We start from the raw sequence: 13,778 nt of genomic DNA on the forward strand, positions 1-13,778 counted from the left end.
TCGGTACGGCGAGCCGTCAGTCGGAAGGCGCGGACAGAAGCACCCGGACCTGGGTGTTGCGGTAGCCGGCGCGCTCGAAGGCCGCGGCCATGGGCGCGTTGGTCGTGTCGGTGGTGGCCGTGATCAGTTCCGCGCCGTTCTCCGCGTGGATGCGGGTGATCTCGGCGAGGATGTCGTCGACGTAGCCGTGGCCGCGCAGTTCCGGGACGACGCCGAGGTAGCCGACGTTGGGGTTGTAGGGCGTCGCCGACGGGATCGCGAGCCCGGCGACCGCGCCTTCGGGGGTGTGGACGATCCGCCACCACTCGCGTTCGCCGGGGCAGTCGAGGTAGAAGTCCATCTCGTGGCGGGCGGTGGCCTCGGCGCCCTTGGCTGCGAGGTTCCTGCGGGTCTCGGCGTCCAGGCTGCCTTCGGCGATCCGGCGGAACACCTCCAGGAACTCCTCGTCGGAGGCGTCGGTGAAGGTGAGCCGGCCACGGGAGGCGGGAACGCCGAGGTCGGGTGTCCACTCGAAGCGCAGCCGTTCCACCTCGTCGGTCAGCCCGGCCGCGAGTGCGGCCTGGCGTCGCCAGGCCAGGGCGGCCGAGACGGCGGGGTCCGCGCGCCAGCCGTTGGGCAGCGTCAGGTTGTACAGGGGCGGCTTGCTCGCGCCCTGCTCACCGAACGCCCGTAGTCCCGCGGTGAGCAGTTCGGCGGCCACGGCCGCGCGGTCGGGGACGGAGGCGTCGACGTACAGGCAGTCCAGGGCGATCGGGTGCGTGCTGTCGGACTGCCCCCACCACAGCGCGCGTGCCATCACCCGGTCGCCGTCCTCGGCGATCCAGGTCCACTGCGGCCGGTACATCCCTTCGGCCAGTTCCGCGAGGTAGCGGTCGGCGGGGATCCAGCTGATGGGTTCGTCGACCGTGCAGGCGACGACACGGTCGAGGTCGGCTTCGGTCGTGGGGCGGAACAACATTCGGAACTCCAGAACTGTCAGTGATCAGTGTTTGACGTAGGTCGTGATCGCCACGCCGCCGTCGAAGGAGCGGGTGGCGGTGAGCGTGAAGGGGGACGGGGCGAAGGGGCCGTCGAACAGGGTAATGCCGAGGACGATCGGGTTGCGTTTGATGACCGGCTCGTCGATCTCGCCGAGCAGTCGGGCTGCCGGTTTTCCACCGCCGCACAGCCGGATGCCCGTCCCGTCCCGCTGTTTCAGGTCCCGGACGAGCCCCACCGGACGCCTCGGCCGAACGCCGAACGCCGACTGGCCGAATGCCGAATGGCCGAATGGCCGAATGGCCGATGCGGGACTACCCCGCAGGTAGCACCGGGCTCGCGCGGAGAGTCCTGCGGCGGAGAGGAAGTCCGTCCGCCAGTCCGATGAATCCCATCCGTCCCGTCAATAGCGTTTGTCCAGCCATAACGCATATGTTGCCGAGGAGAATCAACGTGACCATCACCGGAGAGGTCGGCGCGTGGAACGCGCGGGAGGACGCGGCACCGGCCGTGACGGCCAGAGGCCTTACCAAGGTGTACGGCCAGGGGGACACGGCCGTACACGCCCTCCGAGGGGTTGACGTCTCCTTCGCGACCGGCGCCTTCACCGCGATCATGGGCCCTTCCGGCTCGGGCAAGTCCACGCTGATGCACTGCCTGGCCGGGCTGGACACGGTCAGCGCCGGGCAGGTGCACATCGGGGACGTGGAGCTCACCGGGCTGGGCGACAAGCCGCTCACCCTGCTCCGCCGTGAGCGGATCGGCTTCATCTTCCAGGCGTTCAACCTGTTGCCCACGCTGACCGCCGAGCAGAACATCCTGCTCCCGCTGGAGATCGCCGGGCGCCAGGCCGACCGCGATCTGTTCGACCGGGTCGTGGAGACCGTGGGCCTGCGCGACCGGCTCGGCCACAAGCCGACCGAGCTGTCGGGCGGCCAGCAGCAGCGCGTCGCGGTGGCTCGCGCCCTGATCAGCAAGCCGCAGGTCATCTTCGCCGACGAGCCGACCGGCAACCTGGACTCACGCAGCGGCGCCGAGGTGCTGTCCTTCCTGCGCACGTCGGTACGGGAACTCGGCCAGACGATCGTGATGGTCACCCACGACCCGGTCGCGGCCTCCTACGCCGGACGCGTGGTGTTCCTGCGCGACGGCCTGCTGGTCAGCGAGTTGGCGGAGCCGAGCCCGCAGTCCGTGCTCGACACGCTGATAAAGCTGGAGGCCTGAGGTGCTGAGGACGACCCTGGCCGGGTTGCGGGCGCACAAGCCGCGCCTGCTGCTCACCTCTGTGGCGATCGCGCTGGGGGTGGGCTTCATCGCGGGCACGTTCGTGCTCACCGACACCATGGAGGCGGGCTTCAGCCAGAGTTTCTCCGCGGCGGCAGACAAGATCGACGTCGCCGTGCTCCCCGCTCAGGACACGAGCGCCCGTGAGGCGCCGCCCATGTCCGGCGCCACGCTGGAGAAGATCCGGGCCGCCGACGGTGTGGCCGACGCCCAGGGGCTGGTGCGGGGCTCGTCCGCCCTGATCGGCAAGGACGGCAAGGCCGCCGGGGACTTCCCCACGGCGGGCATCTCCATCCCCGAGGGTTCGCTGAACCGCACCTCGGTCACCAGCGGTGCCGCCCCGAAGACCGCGACGCAGGCCATTCTCGACGAGAACACCGCCGAGGCTCAGGGCTTCAAGGTCGGCGACACCATCGCGGTGCTGGACTCCAAGGACGCCAGGCACGAGTTCACGTTGGTGGGCCTGTTCGACGTCGGGCTCGACCAGCAGCTCCTCTACAGCGGCGCGGTCGGCTACACCACCGAAGCGGCCGAGGCGATGACCGGGGTGAAGGGCTTCAAGGAGATCGACGTCGCGGCCGCCGAGGGCGTGACGCAGGAGACGGTACGAAATTCGGTCGCCGCGGCCCTGGGCACGGGCTACCGGGTCGTGACCGGGGAGCAGTACGCCGCCGACCTGGCCAAGGGCAACGGCGCCAGCACCGAACTGCTGACGGCGGGCCTGCTGATGTTCGGCCTGGTGGCGATGTTCGTGGCCGCGCTGGTCATCTACAACACCTTCAACATCCTGGTCGCCCAGCGGACCCGCGAGATGGCGCTGCTGCGCTGCATCGGGGCGACACGCGGGCAGGTGTTCGGCTCCATCGTGCTGGAGTCGGCCGTGGTCGGCCTGCTCTCGTCGGTGCTGGGCCTGCTGCTCGGCTATCTCCTGGGCGCGGGGGCACTCGCCGTACTCGCCGGGTTCGGCACGGCGCCGATCACCGGGAGCCCCTCCCTGACCACGCGCACGATCGCTCTCGGCCTGCTGATCGGCCTTGTCGTCACGGTGGGGGCCGCGCTGCTGCCCGCCCGGTCGGCGACGAAGGTCGCGCCGATCGCGGCGCTGCGCTCGCAGGTCGAGGAGCACACCTTCAAGGCCGGCCTGCTCCGCGTGATCTTCGCGGCGCTGTTCCTGCTCGTGGGCGTGGGCGCCACGGTGGCCGGGGTGGGCATGGGGCCCGGCGAGACCGCGCTCTTCGCGGTGGCGGCGGGCGGTTCTTTCGTCTTCCTCGCGGTGCTGATCCTCGGGCCGGTGATCGTCAAGCCGCTCGGCGCCTTCGTGGGCTGGCTGCCCGCCAGGCTCTTCGGGGTGCCGGGCAAGCTCGCCGTGGACAACTCCCGGCGCAACCCGAAGCGGTCGGCGACCACCACCGTGGCGCTCACCGTGGGCGTGACGTTGATGACGCTCATCGCGGTCCTCACCGGCACGATGCGGGCGACGTTCACCCAGCAGATCGACGAGCAGTTCCCCGTCGACTACATGGTCCAGACCCAGGACCGCGGGCCGGGATTGCCCCGCGCCCTGGCCGAGGACCTGCGGACCAGGCCCGAGCTCACCTCGGTCGTCTCATCCCGCGAGACCTCCGCGACGGTCGAGGGCAAGGACGGGGAATATCAGGTCGGGGCGTTCACCGCAGGACCGGACTTCAGGCCGAAGCTCGACGCGGGCTCGATCGACGTCCTCAAGCCCGGGACCGCGGTCGTCGCCGACTACGTCGCCGAAAGGCTCGGCGTCAAGGTCGGCGACCGGATTCCGGTACGGACGACGAAGGCAGGGACGGTCGAGCTCACGATCGTGGGCACCTTCGAGTCCGGGGAGGCCAACCTGACCGACGTGACCGTGCCGGCGGAGGAGTTCGACCGCTACTTCGGCCCGGTCGCCGACAGCTGGGTGATGATCGACGCCAAGGAGGGCGTCAGCCCCGAACAGGCCCGCAAGGCGGTCGACGCGGCGGCGCAGCCGTACCCCACGGCCAAGGTCGCCAGCTCCACCGAGCTCCGGGGCGCGTTCGACGAGCAACTCGACACGATGTTGACGCTCATCACCGGCCTGCTGGGACTGGCGGTCCTCATCTCGCTGCTGGGCATCGCCAACACGCTGTCCCTCTCGGTCCACGAGCGGACCCGGGAATCGGCGCTCCTGCGGGCGCTCGGGCTGACCCGGCCCCAGTTGCGTCGGATGCTCTCGGTCGAGGCGCTTATCCTGGGGCTCATCGGCGCGCTGGTCGGCGTGGTGCTCGGCGTCGTGTTCGGCTGGGCCGCGGGACGGACGCTGGACGATGACGTCGCGTTCCAGCTGCCGGTCCTGCAGATCCTGGCGTTCGTGGCCCTGTCCGGTCTGGCCGGGCTGCTCGCCGCGGTGCTTCCGGCCCGCAGGGCGGCGCGCGCCTCCATCGTGGGGTCGCTGGCCAGTAGCTGACCGGGGCCACCCGAACGGGCGACCGGCCGGACCCGTCCGAACCGGTGACCGGCCGGAGCCGCCATGGGCCACACGGCCGGAGCCGCCGCAGGCCGCATGGCCGGAGCCGTCCCCGCGGCCGGGGCGCCTTCCATCGGGGGCGGCGCCCCGGCCACAATCCGTCCGGAGGCGGCGCCCCGGCCGCCGTCCGGCTTACCGGGGGCGGCGCCCCGGCCACTGCTCGGCCACCGTCTCGGGGTTGAGCAGCGGCCGGATGACAAGCTCTCCGGTGGCCCTGTCGATGACCACGCATCCGGCTCCGACCGTGTCGGGCAGCACGCTGGGGTCGTCCGCCTCGGGCTCCTTCGACCAGGCGACATAGCCCTCCTTGAAGGCATAAATCCTGATCTCGGTGGCAGAGCCCGGGTTGCGGACCCCGTTGAAATACTCCTCCGCCACAGCCCTGGCCTGGTCGGGATTCACAGTCGCCTTCCCTCCCGGTCGATCACGACGCAGAAGACGCCGGTCACCGATTCGTACGGCGGGTCGACCGCCATGTGACCCCGCTGCGCGTCGATCCAGATCACCTCTCCCTCGAAGTTCACCGCGTTCCACGCGTGGCTGCCACCGGCCGGCCAGCGGGTGATGATGATCGCGGCGGCCCCGTGTCCCCCGGCCAGCAGCGCCTGGGCGATCGGGACGTAGGCGTGCCGCCCCTGCCCCACGTACTGGAACCGCTGTCCCAGCCATCTCTCGGCCCTGGCCGCTCCACCGGCCTCGCCGCTGAGCAGCGGCTTGCCGACCCGGTCGTACTCGGGCCGCCGGGGCGCGGCCACCGCCGGCACGCCGTGCCAGGTGGACAGCACCGACAGCGCGCAGTCGACCGCGTTGGTCGCCCTGAACGGGTCCTCGGCGGCCCCGGCCCCGTTGATCAGCCTGATCCACATGCCCCGGGGATCCGGGAAGCGGCGCGGGACCCCCTGTTCGGTCACCGGCACGGCTCGCACCATGTCTTCCTCGGTCTGCGGGTCGGGCCGCGCCAGCCCACCGGCCACGCCGTACGGCCTGCACCGGTCCAGCACCGCGGGCCGCCACTGCATCCGCTGCATCCGCTCGGGCTCCCGCATCCGCTCCGGTTCCCGCGCCCGCTCGGGTTCCCGTACGGACTCCCGCGGCCCCGCCGCCACGACCGGCCCCTGAGGCTCCAGCTCGAAGTCCCGCCACCGCTTCCCGTCCGCGGTCACGACGGGGTTGTAGACGCCCGCAGGCAAAAAACACTCAGTCACGCGGTCCCCCTCGCCCAGCCACCGAGAGCCCGATGTTAGGGCGACCGGCCGCGCGACGCGGACCAGTTGACCAGATCGGGGGCCTGGAGCTTGGGGGCTCATCGCGGAGACGTTGACCGGAAGGCGTCGGATTCGCCTGGTTCCTGTTGTCGTGCACCGGGGCAGGCGCGCCAGGATGAGCGCCTCGGCGGCCGTCCGGTTTCGGACGCACAGGCCCGGCCGACGATCGCGCGCCGAGCCGCTAGCGATCCCCCTCGCCCTGTGCGAGCTTGGTCAGGACGGTGTCCGAGATGTCGCCGAGAACTTCGATCTGCTCCCTGGTGAGCAGGTCGATCAGGTGACGGCGAACGGACTCGACATGGTCGGGTGCCGCGGCCTCGATCGCGCGCAAGCCCCCCTCGGTGAGGACGATGACCGAGCCTCGGGCGTCGGTGACGCATTCCTCACGCGTGACCAGACCGCGTTCCTCCATCCGGCTGATGTGCCGGGACAGCCGGCTCTTGGACCACAGCATCCGCGCGGCCAGCTCGTTCAGCCGCCACCGACGGTCCTCCCTGGAGCTCAGCGCGGACAGCACGTCGTAGTCGGCGTCGGACAGGCCCGAGTCGCGAGTGAGGTCACGGGCGATCTGGGCGTCGAGCAGCAGGCGCATCCGGCGGTAGCCGAGCCATGCCCGGAACTCTCCCTCATCGAGCCATCGCGGGTTCGTCATAGGGCCACCCTAACAATTAGTTGACATGTAACCAAAGCGTCGGCAGACTCTGTTTACACGTTAACAACTTGAAGGAGGGCACGTCATGCCGCTGTTGAAGGTCATTGTCGCCAGCACCCGGCCGGGCCGGGTGGGCCGGAACATCGGCGACTGGTTCGCCCGGCACGCCGTGGAGCACGGCGGATTCACCGTGGAGATCGTCGACCTGGCCGAGGTGAAGCTGCCGTTCCTGGACGAGCCCGAGCACCCGGCCACGGGAAACTACCTCCATCAGCACAGCAAGGACTGGAGCGCCACGATCGGCGAGGCGGACGCGTTCGTGTTCGTCATGCCGGAGTACAACTACGCCTTCAGCGCGCCGCTGAAGAACGCGATCGACTTCCTGTACCACGAATGGCGCTACAAGCCCGTCGGCTTCGTCAGCTACGGCGGGATGTCAGGCGGCCTGCGCGCCGTCCAGATGATGAAACAGGTGGTCACCACCCTGCGCATGGTGCCCGCGGGCGAGGCGGTGACCGTCTTCACCCGCAGGCAGCTCGACACGGACGGCCGGCTGATCGCCGACGACGACCTGTCCGCGTCGGCGACCGGGATGCTGGACGAGCTCGGGCGGCTGGCCCAGGCGATGTCCACGATGCGAAGCGCGGTCTGAGGCCTGAGGTCTGTCCGAAAGCGGATCAAGGCGAAGAATGATCATGTCCCGCGCCGGAACGGCCGGCACCGCCCCGGCCGTCGATCGGCTCAGTGTCCTGCTCCGGACGCGAATCCGGCTTCCCGTACGCCGCGTTCGAGCACGCGACCGGTTCAGGCGACCTCGACGGTGATGGTGTGCCAGCCGGTGGCACCGTCCGGGACGACATCGGCCAGGGCCTCGGTCTGGGTGTAGCCGGTGGCGTCGGTGGCCCGCACCTGGATGGTGTGGCTGCCCGGAGTGGCGTCCCAGTCGTCGATCACCCATTGACGCCAGGTGTCGGCCGTCGGCGCCTCGGCCAGCCGGGCCTGCCGCCACGCCCCCCGGTCGACGCGCACCTCGACCGCGTCCACTCCCTTGTGCTGCGCCCAGGCGACGCCCGCGATCACCGTACGGCCCGCCGGGACGCTGTCGCCGTCGTGCGGCAGGTCGATCCGCGACTCCGTCTTGATCGGCCCCTTGGCCGACCAGCCCCTGGCCGTCCAGTAGGCCTCCTCCTGGTCGAACCGGCTGACCTTGATCTCCGTCACCCACTTGGTGGCCGAGACGTAGCCGTAGAGGCCGGGGACGACCTGCCGGACCGGGAAGCCGTGGTCCACGGGGAGAGCCTCGCCGTTCATCCCGAAGGCCAGCATCGAGTCGCGGCCGTCGAGAACGATGTCGACCGGGGTGCCGGAGGTCCAGCCGTCGGCGGAGGTGTTGAGCAGCATGTCCGCGTCCTTCTGGACACCCGCGTCACGCAGGAGGTCCGCCATGCGGACGCCCAGCCAGCGGGCGTTGCCGATGTACGGTCCGCCGACCTCGTTGGAGACGCAGCACAGCGTGACGTCGGCCTCCTCGATGGAGCGCTTCATCAGGTCGGCGAAGGTGAGCTCGACGGGCCGGTCCACCATGCCGTAGATCTTCAACGTCCAGTTGCGGGGGTCGACCTGGGGCACGATGAGGGCGGTGTCCACCCGGTAGAAGTCGTTGTTCGGGGTGACGAACGGCGACAGCCCCTTGATCCTGAAGTCGACTCCGGCGGGAAGCGGGGCCAGCGGGACCGTGGGGCGCGGCAGCGTGAGGTCGACCCTGGCCGCGCTCACCTCCGCCCGTCCCGACAGCATCTGCCCGGCCACGCCGGCGACCCCGGCGACGACGGCACCCCCGACCACTCCGGTCAGCAGTCCTCGCCGGTCGAACGAGCGGAGACTGTTGCCCGCCCGCATGATCGGCGGCACCGGTGCGTCCTGCCGCTCCGCCGCCTCCGTGCCGGTCTCGGTGGAGAGGGGCGAGCGGGGGGCGGACGGACCGACGGCGGGCGAACCAGGTGAGCGGGAGGCGGACGGATCGGGAACGAAGGCGCGGCCGATGAGGCGGTGGAGGGCGAACATGGCGGCGGCGACGCCTACCAGCGTGGGGACGACGTCCACGACGCCCGCACCGGGGCGGGTCAGGACGGCGAGGATCCCGACGACGCCGAATACGGCCAGGCCCACCAGGCCGTACCGGATCTCGCGGAGGGCGAGGATCCCGATGCCCGCGGCGATCGCCGCGAGGACCACGAAGATGCCGAGCAACAGGATGGTCTTGTCGTTCTCCCCGAAGGCGCGGATCGCCCAGTCCTTGAGCCAGGCCGGGGTGAGGTCGACGGCGGCGTTGCCGACCGCGACGACCGGGAAGGCCGAGGCTTTCACCAAACCCGCGACCAGCAGGGAAACCCCGACCGCCACCGCGCCGGACACCAGGCCGATCAGCGCCGCCGCCCACGTGGGCGTGCGCCTGTTGCTCTTCATACTCCGACGCTACGCCCACCCGGGACCGTAAGATCTTACGCGCCGATTACGTACCTGCTCGGGCCATCACAATCGGCTTCTCCGCCGGGGTCCGGCGTCGATCCACGCCGGTTCCCCACGCCACCTCTCCCCGTGAACCCGCGCCGGTTCCCCACGCCACCTCTCGTCGCGGATCAGCGCCGGTTCTCCCCGCCGCTCCGTACCCGTCCTCGCCGATCCACCCCGGTTCTCCGCGCCGACGATCGGCTGGAGGAGTCTCATCGGCGAACGACTTCCGAAAGACCCGCTATCGGACCGTTTCCACGAGGATCGGGACCAGCGCGCGGAAGGCGCGGCCTCGGTGGCTGATGGCGTCCTTCTCCCGCGCCGACAGCTCGGCGGTCGTCCGGCTCTCCCCGTCGGGAACGAAGATCGGGTCGTAGCCGAAGCCGTTGCTCCCGCGCGGCACGTCGATGATCACACCGTGCAGCGCGCCCTCGGCCACCCGTTCCTCCCCCGAGGGCAGGGCCAGCGTCGCGGCGCACGCGAAGTGGGCCGCGCGACGATCGCGCGGCACGTCCGACACCTGCGCGAGCAGCAGGTTCAGGTTCGCCTCGTCGTCGCCGTGCTTGCCGGACCAGCGGGCGGAGAAGATGCCCGGCATGCCGTTCAGCGCGTCCACGCACAGGCCGGAGTCGTCGGCGATCGCGGGAAGACCGGACTGCTCGGCGACCGCGTGAGCCTTGAGCAGGGCGTTCTCGGCGAACGTCAGGCCGGTCTCGGCGACGTCGCCGATCTCGGGGAACTCCTCAAGACCGACGATCTCGATCGGCACCGAGGCGTCGGCCAGAATCCGGCGAAGCTCGACGATCTTTCCTGCGTTCCGGGTGGCCAGGACCACTCGCCGCACGCTCACGCCAGTGTCTCCCGCTGCAGGCGGGTGAGCTCGGCGCATCCGGCGATGCCGAGGTCGAGGAGTTCGTCCAGCGCGGCGCGGTTGAACGGCTTGCCCTCGGCCGTGCCCTGGACCTCGACGAACTCGCCGGAACCCGTCATCACGACGTTCATGTCGGTCTCGGCCGCGACGTCCTCGGTGTAGCAGAGGTCCAGCAGGGGCGTGGATCCGACGACGCCGACCGACACGGCGGCGACCGAGTCGATCAACGGGTCGCCGCTGCACATCTTCCGCTCGCGCATCCAGCGCACCGCGTCCGCCAGCGCCACGTAGGCTCCGGTGATCGCGGCGGTGCGGGTGCCCCCGTCGGCCTGGAGCACGTCGCAGTCGATGACGATCGAGTTCTCGCCCAGGGTCTTGTAGTCGACGCAGGCCCGCAGGGAGCGGCCGATCAGGCGGGAGATCTCGTGGGTCCGGCCGCCGATCTTGCCGCGCACCGATTCACGGTCGTTGCGGGTGTTCGTGGCCCTCGGCAACATGGCGTACTCGGCCGTGACCCAGCCCTGGCCGCTGCCCCGGCGCCAGCGTGGCACGCTGTCCTGCACGGAGGCGGCGCAGAGCACCTTGGTACCGCCGAACTCGACGAGCACCGATCCCTCGGCGTGGGCGAGCCAGCCACGGGTGATGGTGACGGGGCGGAGCTGATCAGGAGAACGTCCATCTGCGCGAGCCATGAAACTCACCCTAGGTCATACTGAGCCCCACTCCGTGCGAGCTCCATCCGCCCTCCGAATCCGCCCCGGGAGGCGTCTTCCAGGATTTGGCCGCAGTCGTTCCAGGGCACGAGGTGGGTCAGCACCAGGGTTCCCACGTCCGCCCTGGCCGCGTGCTCGGCGGCCTGCCGGCCGTTCAGATGGAGATCGCGGGGGAGATCCGGCTTGTCCACGAACGAGGCCTCGCACAGGAGGATGTCGGCCCCCGCGGCGAGCTTGACCAGTTCGGCGGACTCGCCGGTGTCACCCGAGTAGGCCACCGAGCGCCCGCCGTACGAGACCCTGAACCCGTAGGTCTCGACCGGGTGGTTCATCAGCGCGGCCGTCACCTCGAACGGGCCCACCTCGAACACCCCGGGCGTCAGCCCGATGAAGTCGAAGGCGGTCTCCAGTCTCGGCTCGTCGGGCATGGCGTAGGCGGACGACAGCCGCTGCGGCGCGTCGGGGGGCGCGTAGACCGGCACCCGGGGCTGCGGGCCCTGCGGGGAATAGGTGCGCACCACGTGGTAGGGACACATGTCGAGGCAGTGGTCGGCGTGCAGGTGCGACAGGCAGATCGCGTCCACGTCGTAAAGCCCGATGTGCCTCTGAAGCGCGCCGAGCGCGCCGTTGCCGAAGTCCAGCAGCATGCGGAACCCCTCGGCCTCCAGCAGATAGCAGGAGGAAGGGCTGTTCGGGCCGGGGAAACTTCCCGAGCACCCGATGATTGTCAATTTCAAGACGGCCTCCTACTCTCACATTGCGACGCTACGCGTCGCGCCTCCGGCACCGGTGACCGGCGTCTTCTCGCCGCTCACCCGCTGCCGTTCGTTTCTCCGTCCAGATCACGTGAGCACCCTCACGAGTGCCGCCCGTTGCTGGAGACATCCCCCACCACGGCGACTTCGACCGCCTCGATCTCGGGTCCGAGGAACCGTCGCCCGAGCTGGGCGAAGACGGCCGAGTCGCCTGTGGCGCGGAAACGGTGCCTGGGCGCGCCCCCTACGGCGGCCAGGCACCGGTCGTGCAGGATCCGATAGACGTCCTTGGCCGTCTCGTCGGCGCTGGACACCAGGGTGACGCCGTCTCCCACGACGTAGGAGATCGGCCCGGTGAGCAGCGGGTAGTGCGTACATCCCAGGATCAACGTGTCGCATCCGTCGGCCAGCACGGGCTTCAGGTAATCGCGGATGACCTCGATGAGCTCGTCGCTCATCGTCTCCCCGCGTTCCACGAACTCCACCAGCAACGGTGCCGCCACTCCGGTCAGCCGGACGTCGGGTGCCGCGGCGAACGCGTCGTGATACGCCATCGACTCGATCGTGGCCCTGGTCCCGATCACTCCGACCCTGCCGTTGCGGGTGGCCCGTACGGCACGGCGCGTCGCCGGCTGGATCACCTCGACGACGGGCACGTCATAGCGTTCGCGCGCGTCCCGCAGCACTGCCGCGCTGGCGCTGTTGCACGCGATCACCAGCATCTTGACGTCGTGCTCGACCAGATGGTCCATCACTTCCAGCGCGTGGGAACGAACCTGCGCGATGGTCTTGGGGCCGTACGGCTGCCGCGCGGTGTCGGCCACATAGAAGATCGATTCGTTGGGCAACTGATCGATGATCGCTCTGGCCACGGTGAGACCGCCCACACCGCTGTCGAATATTCCGATGCTCGCTTGCGACACGGTTCCCAAGGTTAGGCGAGCCGGCCCGACAGATCACGGTAAGAATCCTCACACGGCCGATTCCCCACCCGGCCGCACCCGTCCGTCCCTGCCGATCCGGTCACACCCGGTTCGGCGGCGCCTCGCTCAGCCGCGCCCGACCCGGGCCAGTTGACGGGATTGGGCGATCAGACGGCCGGTGGAGTCCCGGACCTCCACCTCCTCGTCGAACCAGCCGTCGCTGATCATGCGGCCGCTGCCGAGCAGGGTGAGCCAGCCGGGGGCGGGCAGGGCTCGCAGGTGCCAGGTGAGGTCGACCGTGGGCGCCCAGCCGCGTTCTCCGGCGGAGAAGACCACCGGCGGGAGCGCGTCCACGGCCAGCGCGAGCACGTACGGGTCGGGGTCCTGCGGCTCGGCCATCCGGAAGTAGGCGCGGGCCTCGGGACGCCCGGTGGGCCTTCCGTCGAGCCAGCCGATGGTGGGCGGGTCGAACGCCATCTCCATCTGCGCGTTGAGCGTCATGTTCGACTCGGGTTTGGGATCGGGCAGCCTGACGCACTCCTCCAGCGGCGGCATGACCACCGGGGGACCGTCCATCCAGTCGGGGGCGACGTCGGCGAGGGTCGCCGTTGTGACGAGGGTCTCGATGAAGGACCTGTCGTCCTGGACCAGGGTGGCGCGGGTCATCGTGGCGGTGCGGCCGGTCTTGATCTGCTCCAGCCGCACCCGGGCGGGACCGGGGCGGGGCGCCCGCAGGAACTGCGCGCCGGTGGTCACCGGGTGCGCGTGGGGGGAGGCGTCCACGACGGCGCGCAGGATCACGGCCATCAGGTAACCGCCGTTGAGCGGACCACCGATCGAGTATCCGGAGTCCAGACACACGTCATAGGTGTTCTCGTCCACCCGGATGGCCTGTGTCGCCTCGTCGAACTTCGTCATCCACACTCCCGAACCTTGTTCTAGAGGGCTCACTTTACCCATTCCGGGCGAACCTCGCCTCCCCGGTCTCCCGAACATCCTCCGAACGGGGAGAACACACTTCCACCGAGGCGGCGGCCGTTTTTCAGAGAGGCGCCAGAGGGCTCCGGGAAGATTCCAGAGGATCGGGAGCCCCGGGAGGGCGTTCGGGGCGGGTGGCGGATTCCCGGGGACACCGGAGCCTGTCCACGACCCGGGCAAACCGATTCTTAGAGAAATACCCGGGCCTTCTACGACATTCCGTATCGGCAACGGTTCGGCCCCCCGGGGCGCGGGGCCCACCGTCAAAAACCGGCAAGATCATCTAATCGGGGCCGGTCAGAGCCCTGGACAGGCGTTGATTGTGCTTAG

14 protein-coding genes are annotated in these 13,778 nt (G+C 70.0%); 3 read left to right on the forward strand and 11 right to left on the reverse strand.

All coding sequences use genetic code 11. The features are described 5' to 3' along the window. Positions 1–16 precede the first annotated feature (16 nt). Both J2853_RS25990 and J2853_RS25995 read right to left on the reverse strand, forming a co-directional pair. Positions 17–958: a GNAT family N-acetyltransferase gene (locus tag J2853_RS25990; RefSeq protein WP_307562302.1), complete on the reverse strand. Its 942-nt coding sequence runs from the start codon at positions 956–958 to the stop codon at positions 17–19. Between the two features lie 24 nt (positions 959–982). Further along, on the reverse strand, positions 983–1,216 hold the full coding sequence (locus J2853_RS25995; RefSeq protein ID WP_307562303.1) for a dihydrofolate reductase family protein: 234 nt from the start codon (positions 1,214–1,216) through the stop codon (positions 983–985). A 215-nt stretch (positions 1,217–1,431) separates the two neighbouring features. On the opposite strand from J2853_RS25995, the gene J2853_RS26000 reads away from it, so the two are divergent. After that, positions 1,432–2,202 (forward strand): ABC transporter ATP-binding protein, encoded by a 771-nt coding sequence (locus J2853_RS26000; protein WP_307562305.1) that lies wholly within the window; start codon positions 1,432–1,434, stop codon positions 2,200–2,202. 1 nt (position 2,203) lies between these two features. Continuing rightward, a complete protein-coding gene (locus J2853_RS26005; protein WP_307562307.1) occupies positions 2,204–4,720 on the forward strand; it encodes an ABC transporter permease in 2,517 nt (838 codons plus the stop codon). A gap of 192 nt (positions 4,721–4,912) precedes the next feature. Here J2853_RS26005 and J2853_RS26010 read toward each other — a convergent pair whose 3' ends face one another. The 3 genes from J2853_RS26010 to J2853_RS26020 form a co-directional block, all read right to left on the reverse strand. Further along, positions 4,913–5,182: an SUKH-4 family immunity protein gene (locus J2853_RS26010; protein WP_089207993.1), complete on the reverse strand. Its 270-nt coding sequence runs from the start codon at positions 5,180–5,182 to the stop codon at positions 4,913–4,915. Continuing rightward, positions 5,179–5,985: a toxin glutamine deamidase domain-containing protein gene (locus tag J2853_RS26015; RefSeq protein WP_307562311.1), complete on the reverse strand. Its 807-nt coding sequence runs from the start codon at positions 5,983–5,985 to the stop codon at positions 5,179–5,181. The genes J2853_RS26010 and J2853_RS26015 overlap by 4 nt, the downstream gene beginning before the upstream one ends. A 241-nt stretch (positions 5,986–6,226) precedes the next feature. Next, positions 6,227–6,697, reverse strand: coding sequence for a MarR family winged helix-turn-helix transcriptional regulator (locus J2853_RS26020; protein WP_307562313.1), 471 nt, complete (start codon positions 6,695–6,697; stop codon positions 6,227–6,229). A gap of 85 nt (positions 6,698–6,782) precedes the next feature. Here J2853_RS26020 and J2853_RS26025 point away from each other — a divergent pair, with 85 nt between their 5' ends. Beyond that, entirely contained in the window at positions 6,783–7,349 is a 567-nt protein-coding gene (locus tag J2853_RS26025; protein WP_307562314.1) for an NADPH-dependent FMN reductase, read from the forward strand. A gap of 152 nt (positions 7,350–7,501) precedes the next feature. On the opposite strand, the gene J2853_RS26030 is transcribed toward J2853_RS26025, so the two are convergent. From J2853_RS26030 to J2853_RS26055, 6 genes are all read right to left on the reverse strand, one after another. Continuing rightward, positions 7,502–9,163 (reverse strand): molybdopterin-dependent oxidoreductase, encoded by a 1,662-nt coding sequence (locus J2853_RS26030; protein WP_307562316.1) that lies wholly within the window; start codon positions 9,161–9,163, stop codon positions 7,502–7,504. Positions 9,164–9,449: 286 nt separating this feature from the next. Further along, entirely contained in the window at positions 9,450–10,097 is a 648-nt protein-coding gene (rdgB, locus tag J2853_RS26035) for an RdgB/HAM1 family non-canonical purine NTP pyrophosphatase (RefSeq protein WP_370879337.1), read from the reverse strand. Then, positions 10,055–10,771 (reverse strand): ribonuclease PH, encoded by a 717-nt coding sequence (gene rph / locus J2853_RS26040; protein WP_307562318.1) that lies wholly within the window; start codon positions 10,769–10,771, stop codon positions 10,055–10,057. The genes rdgB and rph overlap by 43 nt, the downstream gene beginning before the upstream one ends. A 5-nt stretch (positions 10,772–10,776) precedes the next feature. Beyond that, positions 10,777–11,529: an MBL fold metallo-hydrolase gene (locus J2853_RS26045; protein WP_307562320.1), complete on the reverse strand. Its 753-nt coding sequence runs from the start codon at positions 11,527–11,529 to the stop codon at positions 10,777–10,779. A 119-nt stretch (positions 11,530–11,648) separates the two neighbouring features. Further along, complete coding sequence (murI, locus tag J2853_RS26050) at positions 11,649–12,470, reverse strand: glutamate racemase (protein WP_307562323.1); 822 nt, start codon at positions 12,468–12,470, stop codon at positions 11,649–11,651. 126 nt (positions 12,471–12,596) lie between these two features. Further along, entirely contained in the window at positions 12,597–13,388 is a 792-nt protein-coding gene (locus J2853_RS26055; RefSeq protein ID WP_307562324.1) for a thioesterase family protein, read from the reverse strand. Positions 13,389–13,778: the final 390 nt, after the last annotated feature.

Origin of the sequence: Streptosporangium lutulentum (assembly GCF_030811455.1) — a bacterium.
Taxonomy (GTDB): domain Bacteria; phylum Actinomycetota; class Actinomycetes; order Streptosporangiales; family Streptosporangiaceae; genus Streptosporangium; species Streptosporangium lutulentum.

Excerpts from the sequence above, each read along its gene's own strand:
- rph (WP_307562318.1), bottom strand. The coding sequence starts at position 10,771 with ATGGCTCGCGCAGATGGACGTTCTCCTGATCAGCTCCGCCCCGTCACC.
- J2853_RS25990 (WP_307562302.1), bottom strand. The coding sequence starts at position 958 with ATGTTGTTCCGCCCCACGACCGAAGCCGACCTCGACCGTGTCGTCGCC.
- J2853_RS26025 (WP_307562314.1), top strand. The coding sequence starts at position 6,783 with ATGCCGCTGTTGAAGGTCATTGTCGCCAGCACCCGGCCGGGCCGGGTG.
- J2853_RS26020 (WP_307562313.1), bottom strand. The coding sequence starts at position 6,697 with ATGACGAACCCGCGATGGCTCGATGAGGGAGAGTTCCGGGCATGGCTC.
- J2853_RS26030 (WP_307562316.1), bottom strand. The coding sequence starts at position 9,163 with ATGAAGAGCAACAGGCGCACGCCCACGTGGGCGGCGGCGCTGATCGGC.
- rdgB (WP_370879337.1), bottom strand. The coding sequence starts at position 10,097 with ATGCGCCGAGCTCACCCGCCTGCAGCGGGAGACACTGGCGTGAGCGTG.
- J2853_RS26055 (WP_307562324.1), bottom strand. The coding sequence starts at position 13,388 with ATGACGAAGTTCGACGAGGCGACACAGGCCATCCGGGTGGACGAGAAC.